This window comes from Amycolatopsis sp. NPDC051045 (genome assembly GCF_040682955.1).
Lineage (GTDB): Bacteria > Actinomycetota > Actinomycetes > Mycobacteriales > Pseudonocardiaceae > Amycolatopsis.
This window is the reverse complement of the sequence record NZ_JBFBCC010000017.1, coordinates 114,613-125,838: the sequence shown is the minus strand read 5'-3', so window position 1 is coordinate 125,838 and position 11,226 is coordinate 114,613. Positions and strand designations below refer to the sequence as shown.

At 70.7% G+C, this 11,226-nt stretch carries 9 protein-coding genes; 5 read left to right on the top strand and 4 right to left on the bottom strand.

Features of this window, described 5'->3' with window-relative positions:
* Positions 1–21 precede the first annotated feature (21 nt).
* Positions 22–1,452 carry an FAD-dependent monooxygenase gene (locus tag AB0M80_RS33020; RefSeq protein ID WP_364572772.1) on the bottom strand — a complete coding sequence of 477 codons (1,431 nt, stop codon included), beginning with the start codon at positions 1,450–1,452 and terminating at the stop codon, positions 22–24.
* Positions 1,453–1,594: 142 nt separating this feature from the next.
* On the bottom strand, positions 1,595–3,199 hold the full coding sequence (locus AB0M80_RS33015) for an NAD(P)/FAD-dependent oxidoreductase (RefSeq protein ID WP_364572770.1): 1,605 nt from the start codon (positions 3,197–3,199) through the stop codon (positions 1,595–1,597).
* Between the two features lie 202 nt (positions 3,200–3,401).
* On the opposite strand from AB0M80_RS33015, the gene AB0M80_RS33010 reads away from it, so the two are divergent.
* From AB0M80_RS33010 to AB0M80_RS33000, 3 genes are all read left to right on the top strand, one after another.
* Complete coding sequence (locus AB0M80_RS33010; protein ID WP_364572768.1) at positions 3,402–4,442, top strand: alpha/beta fold hydrolase; 1,041 nt, start codon at positions 3,402–3,404, stop codon at positions 4,440–4,442.
* A 208-nt stretch (positions 4,443–4,650) separates the two neighbouring features.
* Positions 4,651–6,111 carry a multicopper oxidase domain-containing protein gene (locus tag AB0M80_RS33005; protein WP_364572766.1) on the top strand — a complete coding sequence of 487 codons (1,461 nt, stop codon included), beginning with the start codon at positions 4,651–4,653 and terminating at the stop codon, positions 6,109–6,111.
* A gap of 167 nt (positions 6,112–6,278) precedes the next feature.
* Positions 6,279–6,824, top strand: a complete 546-nt coding sequence (locus AB0M80_RS33000; protein WP_364572764.1) for a YceI family protein — start codon at positions 6,279–6,281, stop codon at positions 6,822–6,824.
* Between the two features lie 67 nt (positions 6,825–6,891).
* On the opposite strand, the gene AB0M80_RS32995 is transcribed toward AB0M80_RS33000, so the two are convergent.
* A complete protein-coding gene (locus AB0M80_RS32995; RefSeq protein ID WP_364572883.1) occupies positions 6,892–7,428 on the bottom strand; it encodes an NUDIX hydrolase in 537 nt (178 codons plus the stop codon).
* A gap of 3 nt (positions 7,429–7,431) precedes the next feature.
* Positions 7,432–8,595, bottom strand: coding sequence for a DegT/DnrJ/EryC1/StrS family aminotransferase (locus AB0M80_RS32990; protein WP_364572762.1), 1,164 nt, complete (start codon positions 8,593–8,595; stop codon positions 7,432–7,434).
* A gap of 211 nt (positions 8,596–8,806) precedes the next feature.
* Here AB0M80_RS32990 and AB0M80_RS32985 point away from each other — a divergent pair, with 211 nt between their 5' ends.
* Both AB0M80_RS32985 and AB0M80_RS32980 read left to right on the top strand, forming a co-directional pair.
* Positions 8,807–10,204 carry a nucleotide sugar dehydrogenase gene (locus AB0M80_RS32985; RefSeq protein ID WP_364572760.1) on the top strand — a complete coding sequence of 466 codons (1,398 nt, stop codon included), beginning with the start codon at positions 8,807–8,809 and terminating at the stop codon, positions 10,202–10,204.
* Positions 10,204–11,190: an NAD-dependent epimerase/dehydratase family protein gene (locus AB0M80_RS32980; RefSeq protein ID WP_364572758.1), complete on the top strand. Its 987-nt coding sequence runs from the start codon at positions 10,204–10,206 to the stop codon at positions 11,188–11,190. Before AB0M80_RS32985 ends, AB0M80_RS32980 begins: the two co-directional genes overlap by 1 nt.
* Positions 11,191–11,226: the final 36 nt, after the last annotated feature.

The following is an 11,226-nucleotide window of genomic DNA, read 5'->3' as shown; positions in this document are numbered from 1 at the left end:
CGTGGTGAACAGGGAGAACGGTCATGCCGCCTTCGGCAGCTCGGCGGTTCCGCCGAACGCGGGTTCGACGCCGTCGGCCACCGGGAACGTGAACGGCTCCCGGCTTTCCTTCGCCGGTCCGAACAGCGACTTCCACAGCACCTTCAGGGCGAAGCCCGGCCGCATCAGCGCCTCCGGCTTCTGGACGAGCCCCGCGGTCTTGAAGTACTCGGCGGTGATCGCGCCGTCGTGGGTGGCGGCGATCTGCACCCGCTTCAGGAACCAGTTGCCCATCCGGACCTTGAACGGGCGCTCGCCTTCGACGCCCGGCAGGCTCAGGTCGATCTGGTTGGTCATCTCCCACGCCTGGTCGATGGCGTCCGTGGCCAGGTCGCGGAAGTAGTCCTGCGGCACCGGCGCGGCCCCGCTGTGCAGGTGCTGGCGCAGGACGAGGGCGCACAGCGCGGCGACGCTCATGCCCTGCGCGTACACGGGGTTGAAGGTGGTGACGGCGTCCCCGGTGACGAGCAGGCCCTCGGGGAAGCGGCGCAGCTTGTGGTAGTGGCGGCGCAGGGTCGTCGGGAACTTGAACGGCATCGCCTTGTCGACCGGGTCCGCGTACCGCAGCGTGTTGTACACGTCCTTGGCGGGCAACGACTTCAGCCACGCCATCAGGTCGTCGTAGTCGGTGGGCGGGTGGTCGCCGAGGATGCCGTAGGTGGTCAGCTCGACCTTGCCGTCCTCGACCAGGAAGAAGACGTTGCCCCGGGGCACGGCGGCGTGCGCGATCTGGTTGATCGCCACGTCGTTCTGGAACCCGTTGGCGCCCTCGCGCAGCCGGAAGTGCTGCGTCACGTAGCCGAGGTCGATCTTCTTGCGCTCCTCGAACGGCTTCTCGTAGCCGAGCTGCTCCAGCCAGACCGGGGTCCGCGAGCCGCGGCCGGTGGCGTCGACCACCAGGTCGGCCTCGATGACCTCGTCGGTGTCCGTGCCGCGCTTCTGCACCCGGGCCCCGGTGACCTGGCTCTTGTCGGCCGTCGTGGTGAGGCCGAGGATGTCGTGCTCCTCGACGAAGGTCACGTTGGCGAACTGCTGCACGCGCTCGCGGATGAAGTACTCGAACAACGGCCGCACCACCCCGAGGGTGGTCAGCCCGGCGTGCTGCTGCTTGAGGCGGTTGCCCCGGGCGTACCAGCGGCACGAGCCGGACAGGTCGCCGGTCGGCACGCCGTAGTCGACCATCTCCTGGGTGAGCCCCGGGAAGAGCTCCTCCATCACCTGCACGCCGCGGGCGAGCAGACCGTTGGCCTGGTGGCTCTGCGGGCAGAACCGCCGCACGCCCTTGACACCGACGAGCTTGTCGCGGTCCACGATCAGGACCTCGTCGTAGGCGTCCGCGAGCACCCTGGCCGCAAACAGGCCGGCAATGCTGCCGCCCAGCACCACCGCGCGAGTCCCAGCTCCCTGGCCCATCGCGGTCACCTCCTTGATTCCGTGGTTGACATTCCGGGCGGGCGAGCAGATCGCCCCGCCGGTGATCCAGCCGTGTTGCCAGCCTCACACCCGCCGCCCGCGTCCGGCATCTCTGCCGTTGCGGGGTCGGCGGCCGATCGGCTCACCGCAACACGAAACCTTCGTAGCCGTTGCCGGCGACTTCGTCGCACTTCGCCCGGTACGGCCCGACGCCGCCGACGTAGGGCATGAAGACCCGTGGCTTCCCGGGGACGTTGGCGCCCAGGTAGAACGAGTCCGCGCGCGGGAGGAGCGTCGCGTCGCTGACCGCGCGGACGTGCTCGGTCCACTCCTTCTCGGCGGTGTCCACCGCCTCGACGACGGACCGGTCGTGCCGGGCCATGTGGTCGACCAGGTCGCCGATCCACTCGACGTGCTGTTCGATCGAGACGATCATGTTGCCGAACACCGAGGGGCTGCCCGGGCCGGTGATCGTGAACAGGTTCGGGAAGCCGGCCACGGCGACGCCGAGGTAGGTCTCCGGGCCGTCGCGCCACTTGTCCCGCAGCGCGACGCCGTCGCGGCCGCGGATGTCCACGGCGAGCAGCGCGCCGGTCATGGCGTCGAAGCCGGTCGCGATGACCAGGCTGTCGAACTCGTACTCGCGCTCGGTGGTCAGCACACCCTTCGCGGTGATTTCGACGAGGTCCTCCTCGCGCAGGTCCACCAGGTGGACGTGCTCGCGGTTGTAGGTCTCGTAGTAGCCGGTGTCGAGGCAGGGGCGCTTGGTCGCGAACGGGTAGCCGCGCGGTTCGAGCTTGCGCGCGAGCTCGGGGTCGTCGACCCGGTCGCGCACCTTCTCCCGGAGGAACTCGGCGGCGGTCTCGTTGGACCCGGCGTCGAAGATGAGATCGGTGAACGACTGCACGAGGGCGAAGACGTGCCCGCGGTCCCAGCACTCCTGGTAGACCGCGCGGCGCTCGTCGTCGCTCACCTCGAGGGCGGACTGCGTCGGCATGTCCATCGCGACGCCGAAGAGCGAGTGGCGGGCCGCGGTGCGGGCTTCCCGGTAGTGCGCCTTGGTTTCGGCGACGACCGACCGGTCGATGGGCCCGTTGAACGCGGGGAAGACGAAGTTCGGGGTGCGCTGGAAGACCGTCAGCTCACTCGCCTGCCCGGCGAGGAAGGGGATGGCCTGCACACCGGAGGACCCGGTGCCGATCACGCCCAGCCGCTGCCCCCGGAAGCCCGGGTCGTCCTCCGGCCACCGCGCGGTGTGGTACCAGGGACCGGAAAACCGTTCCAGCCCGGGCACTTCCGGGAACTTCGGCGTCGAGAGGCAGCCGGTGGCCATGATGCAGAACCGCGCCGAAACCTCGTGCCCGCCGTCGGTGCGGACGGTCCACCGGGCGGTGTCCTCGTCGAACACCGCCGCCGTCACCCGCGTCCGCAGGACGATGTCCCGGCGCAGGTCGTGGCGGTCGGCCACGTGCCGCAGGTAAGCGTGGATCTCCGGCTGGCTCGCGTACTTCTCCGTCCACTCCCAGTCCTGCTCGAGGTCCGGGTCGAAGGAGTACGAGTAGTTCAGGCTGTCCACGTCGCACCGGGCGCCCGGGTACCGGTTCCAGTACCAGGTCCCGCCGACGTCGGCACCGGCTTCGAAGACCTTGACGGACAGCCCCTGGCCGCGGAGGCGGTGAAGCATGTAGAGCCCGGCGAAGCCGGCACCCACGACGACAGCATCGAGTTCTTCGGCCGCACTGGCCATGGGGTCATCCTCTCTACCGCGGGCGGTACCGGGACGCGCCGGCCACCGGGAACGGGCGAGATCGCCGTGGCCACCACGTTAGCCGCGGCCGCGGCCCGTGACTCTCTTCCCTTGCGGCGCTGGGCCGACCGCGCAGCGGCGGAGAAGACGCGTCGATCGGGAGCGGGAAAGTCTGGGGCACCACGATCCCCGGGAGGTCACGATGGGCCGCGACTACTACACGGCGGCGGTGCAGGGACCGCACGAACACTTCGCACTCGGAGCGTGCACAGTGGACAGCGGGGTGACCCTGCCGGACGCGCGGCTGGCCTACCGCACGCACGGGCGCCTGAACGCCGCACGCGACAACGCCGTGCTCGTGCCGCACATGTACTCGGGCACGTCGGCCGCGATGGAGGGCCTGATCGGCGAGGGCCGCGCGCTCGACCCGTCGCGGTACTTCATCATCCTGCCCGACCAGCTCGGCAGCGGCCTGTCCTCCTCGCCGAGCAACACCCCGGCGCCGTTCGACGGGCCCCGGTTCCCGGCCGTCACCGTCGCCGACGACGTGCGGGCCCAGTACCGGCTGGTCACCGAGCAGTTCGGGCTCACCAGCCTGCACGCGGTGATCGGCTGGTCGATGGGCGGGCTGCAGACCTACGAGTGGGCGGTCCGCTACCCGGAAACGGTTCAGCGCGCCGGGGTGTTCGCGGCGACCGCGAAGACCCCGGTGCAGAACCGGCTGTTCATCGACGTGCACACCGAGCTGCTGCGTTCGGACCCGGCCTTCGCGGACGGGTCCTATGCCGACTCCGACGACGTGCACGTCGGTCTCGCCCGGCACGCGATGGCGTTCGCCGCGGCGGCCACCAGCCGCCGTTTCTTCCGCGAGGAGGTCTGGCGCCGGCTCGGGTTCTCGGCGGTCGAGGAGTTCACGCTCGGCTTCATGCGCGGGCACTTCGCGCCGATGGACCCGAACAACCTCCTCTGCCAGGCGGCGAAGTGGCGCGACGCCGACGTGAGCCGGCACACCGGCGGGGACATGGCGGCCGCGCTCGGCCGGATCACCGCCCGGTTCTTCGCCTACCCGTTCGGCGGCGACGAGTTCTTCCCCGCCGAGGACCACGAGCCGGACGTCGCCCTGATCCGCGACGCGCGGCTGCGCGTGATCGACAGCCCGCTCGGGCACTTCACGATGTTCGGCCTGCTGCCCGAAGACGTCGCCGCGATCGACGACGCACTGGCGGAGGTCCTGAAGTCCTGAGCACCACCCCGCGTACCGGATTCGTTGCGGGGCGTAGACATCGGTGACACATCATCCCGTTTTGCGCTCAACCGGTCCGTTTTTCCCACCTATTCGCGCATGTACAGAGATGTCCGCGCCACCCCCGGCAACAGAGGATCGCTCGGTCGGGGGGACGGCGCCGGGCTCGGCGCCGTGGGATGGGACAACGAGATCCGAGGAGCGGTCGATGTTGAATCGAAGAAAGATGCTGGGGTGGATGACGGCGGGCGGCGTCGCGAGCGGGGCGGCACTACTGCCGTCGGCGTTGACCGCCGGAGCCGCGCCCGCCGGGGTGGACCACACCGGACACGGGGCGGCCGCCGGGTCGGAACCCGCGGCGCGGCGGTCCCTGGGGGTCACCCAGTTCACCCAGGTCATGCCGGTGCCGCAGACGCTGACGCCGGTGCGCCGGGCGGACGGCACCGAGACCTACCGGATTCCGATCCAGACGGCCCAGTTCGCGTTCACCCCCGGCAAGCCGACGCCGGTGCGGACGTTCGGTGGCCAGTTCATCGGGCCGCTGATCCGGGCCAAGACGGGCACCCCGGTCGAGGTCACCTTCTGCAACGAGCTGACCGTGGCGTCCAATGTGCACCTGCACGGCGGGCACAACCCACAGGTCAGTGACGGCTACCCGATGGACCTGATCCAGCCGGGCCAGAGCCGCACCTACCGGTACCCGAACCAGCAGCAGGGCGCGACGCTCTGGTACCACGACCACTCGCACGGCACCGAGGCCGAGAACGTCTACAAGGGACTACACGGCTTCTACATCCTCGACGACGACGCGGAAAAGGGCCTGAACCTGCCCAGCGGGCAGTACGACGTGCCGATCATGCTCCGCGACGCCCAGATCGACGCCAACGGCGCGCTCGTCTGGCCGAACTTCGCGCCGGACCGCACCACGGTGCTCACCAACGGGGTGGTCGCGCCGTACTTCCCGGTCGCGGCGCGCAAGTACCGCTTCCGGTTGCTCAACACCGGCAACGAACGCGGGTTCCGCCTCACCCTGGGCGGCCTGGCGATGACGCAGATCGGCTCCGACGGCGGCCTGCTGCCGGCGCCGGTGACGCGTTCGGACATCACGTTCACCTCCGGGGAACGGGTGGACATCGTGGTCGACTTCACCAACCAGCCGATCGGGTCGAAGTTCGTGCTTTCCGACGTGTCGGGCCCGGTGCTCCGGTTCGACGTGACGCGCACGGCGGCCGACACCAGCCGGGTGCCGGCCACCCTGCGGCCGCTGCCCGCGCTGGGGACCCCGACCGTGCGGCGGCAGGTCACGATGAGGTTCGACGACTCGGGGAACGTCGGGCTCGTCAACGACCTGGCCTACGACGTGAACCGGGTCGACTTCCAGGTCAAGCGCGGGGCGACGGAGATCTGGACGGTCACCAACACCGACACGGTCTGGGGTGCGCCGCACACGTTCCACCTGCACCTGGAGCAGTTCCGGGTGCTCGACCGCAACGGCGCGGCACCGGGCCCGGACGACGCGGGCCGCAAGGACACGGTGCTCATCATGCCGGGCGAGTCGATCCGGGTGCAGGCCACGTTCACCGAGTACACCGGCAAGTACGTCTACCACTGCCACTTCCTGGACCACTCGTCCATCGGCATGATGGCGCAGATGGAGATCATCCCCTGACTTCGTCCACACGTGACTGACGTCCGTCCTATGTGGACTTGACTGGGGAAGGCATGCCGGAAGATGCCGGGCGCCGGGCGCGTCCGGGAGGATCCGGGAACGTATGCAGTCAGCCAAGCGGCCGGGGCTCCTCGCGGGGCCCCGGCCCGCTCGACGAGGAGGACGTTATGCCTGACGCATTGCCCGGCGTGACCGCCGGCACCTGGGTGATCGACCCGGCCCACTCGAACGTCGGGTTCGCGGTGCGCCACCTGATGAGCAAGGTGCGCGGCCGGTTCACCGCGTTCGAAGGCCAGCTGGTGATCGACGAGGACCCGGCGCGCTCGTCGGCGTCGGTGTCGATCGACATGGCCTCGGTGGACACCGGCAACGAGATGCGCGACAACCACCTGCGCACCAGGGACTTCTTCGACGTCGAGCAGGCGCCGAAGATGACGTTCACGAGCACCGGCCTCCGCCAGGACGGCTCGCGGTGGCTGCTCACCGGCGACCTGGAGATCCGCGACGTCACCAAGGGCGTGGAGATCGAGCTGGAGTTCCTCGGCGCGGACCCCACGGGTGTCCAGGGCGAGCCGCGGGTCGGCTTCGGCGGCCGCACGTCGATCACCCGCAGCGACTTCGGCATCGACTTCGGCCTGGTCGAAGGCGCGAAGATCGTCGTGGGGGACAAGGTGGAGATCGAGCTCGAGGTCGAGGCGTTCCTCGCCGGCTGAGCTCGGGTGACGGGAAGGGCGGGTCTCCGGGGAGACCCGCCCTTTGTGCGTGGGTGCCGCAGCCGCCTCAACCCGCGTCGCGCTCCTCCAGCAGGTACAACGCATACGCCGCCAGCGTCGAATTGTCCCTGATCCGGCCGTCCCGCATCATCCGCTCGACTTCCTCGCGCGGGAACCAGCGGTGGCGCATGTCCTGCTCCGTCGCTTCCCGCGCGGGCGGGCCCGGGGTGAGGTCCGTCGCCACGAACACGTCGCACGCCTGCGGGCTCGCGCCGTGCCAGCCGAACAGGTGACCCAGGTGGCGCAGCCCGCCCGCGCGCAGGCCCGTCTCCTCGGACAGTTCCGCGTACGCGAGCTCCGTCGGCGTTCCCGTCCGGCCCGCCGGGAAACAGCCCTGGGGGAACTCCCAGAACCGCCCGCCCACCGGGTAGCGGTACTGGTCGACCAGGTGGAACCCGCCGTTCTCGACCGCGATCACCACCGCGAAGTCGGGGCGCTCGATCACCGAGTAGATGCCCTGGGAGCCGTCCTGGCGCTCGATGCGGTCTTCGCGCAACGCGAGCCACTCGTTGCGGTACACCAGGCGCGACGACAACTGGCGGATCACCTACGCGGCCAGGTCGGTGGTGCGGGCCGTCACGCAGTCGCGCACGGCGTCGACCACCCGGCGCACGTCGCCGTCGCTCAGGCCCTGGTGCATGGGCAGCAGCAGGGTCTGCGCCGCGGCCGCCTCCGAGCCCGGCAACGGCGTGTCCCAGCCGTACGCCGGCACCTCGTGCAGCGGCGGGTACCGGAACGTCGTGTAGACGCCGCGGGCGTAGAGGTCGCGGGCGATGACGTCGCGCAACGCCGGGTCGAGCTGCACCCAGTACATGTAGTGGGACGTCCGGTGCCCGGCCGGCAGCCGCGGCGGCCGCCGCAGGCCGGCCAGCCCGGCGAAGCCCTCGTCGTAGCTCGCCGCGACCTCGGCCCGGCGGGCCATGAACTCCGGCAGCCGCTCGAGCTGCACGATGCCGATCGCGCTGAGCACGTCGTTCGTCGTCGAACGGCGGGAGAACGACGTGACGTCGAAGTCCCACCAGCGGGTGCTCGCGCGCATGGCCTGGTCGAAGCCGCTGCGCTGTTCCATGCCGAGGTAGGCCACCTTGGGCGCGCGGGCCGCCAGTTCCGGGTCGCGGACGTACAGCATGCCGCCGTCCACGGTCACCACGATCTTGCCGTGGTCGAAGCTCCACACGGCGATGTCGCCGAACGTGCCGCACGCCTGGCCGTCCACCCGCGAGTCGACGGCGATGGCCGCGTCCTCGACGAGCTTGATGCCGCGGTTCCGGCACAGCGCGGCGATCGCGACGACGTCGCCGGGGTGCCCGCCGTAGTGCAGGATCACGACCGCCTTGGTCCGCGGGCTCAGCACGGCCTCGATGTCCGCCACCCGCGGGTTGAGCGTGTGCGGGTCCACGTCGCAGAACACCGGCCGCGCGCCGCGCGAGGCGATCGCGTTGGCCGCGCCGACAAAGCTGATCGACGGCAGGACGACCTCGTCGCCGGGGCCCACGCCGAGCAGTTCCATGGCGATGAACGTGCCCTCGGTGCAGGAGTTGACCGAAACCACGTGCTCGCGCCCGACACCGAGGTGCTCGGCGAACCGCGTCTCGAACTCGGCGGTACGCCGTCCGCGGCCGATCCAGTTGCTCTCGAAGACTTCCCGCACCGCGGCGAGCTCTCGTTCGCCGAGACAGGGCTGCATCACGTTGATGAGGTCGTCGCTCATGGGCTCCCCTACGGACGGACACTGTTCCCGAACGCTCCCATCGCGCGCCCCCGGCGGGCACCTCCCGGAGTGCGGGCTCGGCCGGACCTCCTCCCGGCGTGCTCTGTTCGCCGCGCCGGCAACCGAGGAGAGGCCGCCGGCGGCGACGGTCCGTGACCCTGGGACCCAGGCGGCCGGCTGTCCGGACCGCGACATTCGATTGGAGACACGGATGCGTTTCCTGTCTGAGAACAAGCCGATCACGGTGGCCGTGATCGGCTTCGGCTACGTCGGCTCGTGCGTCGCCGCGACGCTGGCCGACCGCGGCTTCGACGTCGTTGCCGTCGACAGCGACCCGCAGCTGGTCGAAGAGCTTTCGTGGGGCTACTTCCGGATCGAGGAAGCGGGTCTGCCCGACATGGTCTTCCGCGGCATGGAGGCGGGCCGGCTGCGGGTCACCACCGACTTCGCCGAGACGGCCGCCGCGGACGTGATCCTGATCTGCGTCGGCACGCCGGTCCGCGACGACGGTTCGCTGTCCTCGGAGCAGCTCATCGGCGCCTGCCGCGAGCTTCGCGCCCACCTGCGGACCGGTCAGCTCGTGGTGCTCAAGAGCACCGTCCCGCCCGGCACGACCCGGGAGGTCGTGCTCCCCGAGCTGGAGGGCGGGGGACTGCGCGGCGGCGTCGACTTCGGCCTCGCGTTCACCCCGGAACGGCTGGCGGAGGGCACCGCCCTCGCCGAGCTGCGCGCGTTCCCGATCGTCGCCGGCGGGTACGGGGCCGACTGCGTGCAGGCCGCCGTCGAGTTCTGGCGGCGCGGGCTGGGCGTCGAGGTCATCCAGCGCGACTCGCTGGAGGCGGCGGAGATCATCAAGCTCGCCAGCAACTGGTGGATCGACCTGAACATCGCGCTGGCCAACGAGCTCGCCAAGTTCTGCGCCGTCTACGGCGTGGACGTGCTCGACGTCGTCTCCGCGGCCAACACGATCCCCAAGGGCACCGGCAACGTCAACATCCTGCTGCCGAGCGTCGGCGTCGGCGGCTCCTGCCTGACCAAGGACCCGTGGATGGTCTGGAAGTCCGCCCAGGAGCACGGGGTCGACATCCGCACCGCGCCCACCGGCCGCGAGGTCAACGCGGGCATGCCGGAGTACGCCGCCCAGCTGGCGATCGACGAGCTGGTCCGCCAGGGCAAGGACCCGGCGCGGTCCGTCGTCGGCGTGCTCGGCCTGGCGTTCAAGAACAACACCGGCGACCTGCGGGCGACGCCGACGGAGGCGACCGTGAAGGCGCTGAAGAAGGCGGGTGCGACCGTGCGCGTGTACGACCCGCTCGTGGAAGCGAAACAGATCGAGCCGATGTTCGGCATCGCGCCGTCCGCGTCGGTGGCCGAGACGGTCCGCGACGCCGACTGCATCGCGGTGCTCGCCCTGCACCGGGACTTCGAGGACATCGACTTCGCGGCCCTGCCGGTGGCGCCGAAGTGCGTCCTGCTCGACGGGCGCGCGTACTACTCGAAGGAGCGGATCGCCGAGCTGGTCGCCGCGGGGTACACCTACCGGGGGATCGGCCGGGGGACCGCTCTGCGCGACCTCGAATCCGGCGTCGAGTGGGCGGAGGCCGGCTGATGGCGGGACGCAGCGCACGCCGGGTCCTGGTCACCGGCGGCTCCGGGTTCATCGGTCACCACCTCGTCGAACGCCTGCTGGACCGCGGCGACGAGGTGACCGTGTTCGACGCGGTCGCGCCGCGCGGCGCGGTGCGGGAAGGCGTCCGGGTCGTCGAAGGCGACCTCCGGGACAGCGCGGCGCTCGGCCGGGCCACGGCCGGCGCCGAGGTCGTGTTCCACCTCGCCGCCGTGGTCGGGGTGGACCAGTACCTGGCGCGCCCGCTCGACGTGGTCGACATCAACTTCACCGGCACCCGCAACGTGCTCGAGGCCGCCGACGCCGCGGGGGCGCGGGTGGTGCTCAGCTCGACCAGCGAGGTGTTCGGCAAGAACCCGACCGTGCCGTGGCGCGAGGACGGCGACCGGGTGCTCGGCCCGACGTCGTCGGACCGCTGGTCCTACTCCTCGAGCAAGGCGCTGGCGGAGCACCTGACCTACGCCTACGCGCGCCAGCACGGCATCGAGGCGACGATCGTGCGGTACTTCAACGTGTACGGCCCCCGGCAGCGCCCGGCGTACGTGGTCAGCCGGTCGGTGCACCGCGCGCTCAACGGCAAGCCGCTCGTGATCTACGACCGCGGCGAGCAGACCCGGTGCTTCACCTACATCGACGACGCGGTGGAGGGCACGCTGCGCGCGGCGGACCTGCCCGGGGCGGTCGGCGAGGCGTTCAACATCGGCAGCATGGTCGAGACCACGGTGGGGGAGGTCGTCCGGCTCGTCGCGGAGCTGACCGGTGCCCCCGGCACGGTCGAGGTCGACACCGCGGAGAAGCTCGGCTCGTCCTACGAGGACCTGCTGCGGCGCGTGCCGGACAACGCCAAGGCGGGCCGGATCCTCGGCTGGCGACCGGAAACCTCGTTGCGGGACGGACTGATCAAGACCATCGAGTGGGCACGGGCGAGCGACTGGTGGCTCAACCTGTCCGACAACGGAGCCGTCTGACGGCCGGCCCCGGTCGCGAAAGGACAGTGAGAGAGC

Excerpts from the sequence above, each read along its gene's own strand:
- AB0M80_RS32985 (WP_364572760.1), top strand. The coding sequence starts at position 8,807 with ATGCGTTTCCTGTCTGAGAACAAGCCGATCACGGTGGCCGTGATCGGC.
- AB0M80_RS33015 (WP_364572770.1), bottom strand. The coding sequence starts at position 3,199 with ATGGCCAGTGCGGCCGAAGAACTCGATGCTGTCGTCGTGGGTGCCGGC.
- AB0M80_RS33000 (WP_364572764.1), top strand. The coding sequence starts at position 6,279 with ATGCCTGACGCATTGCCCGGCGTGACCGCCGGCACCTGGGTGATCGAC.
- AB0M80_RS32980 (WP_364572758.1), top strand. The coding sequence starts at position 10,204 with ATGGCGGGACGCAGCGCACGCCGGGTCCTGGTCACCGGCGGCTCCGGG.
- AB0M80_RS33010 (WP_364572768.1), top strand. The coding sequence starts at position 3,402 with ATGGGCCGCGACTACTACACGGCGGCGGTGCAGGGACCGCACGAACAC.
- AB0M80_RS32990 (WP_364572762.1), bottom strand. The coding sequence starts at position 8,595 with ATGAGCGACGACCTCATCAACGTGATGCAGCCCTGTCTCGGCGAACGA.
- AB0M80_RS33005 (WP_364572766.1), top strand. The coding sequence starts at position 4,651 with ATGTTGAATCGAAGAAAGATGCTGGGGTGGATGACGGCGGGCGGCGTC.
- AB0M80_RS33020 (WP_364572772.1), bottom strand. The coding sequence starts at position 1,452 with ATGGGCCAGGGAGCTGGGACTCGCGCGGTGGTGCTGGGCGGCAGCATT.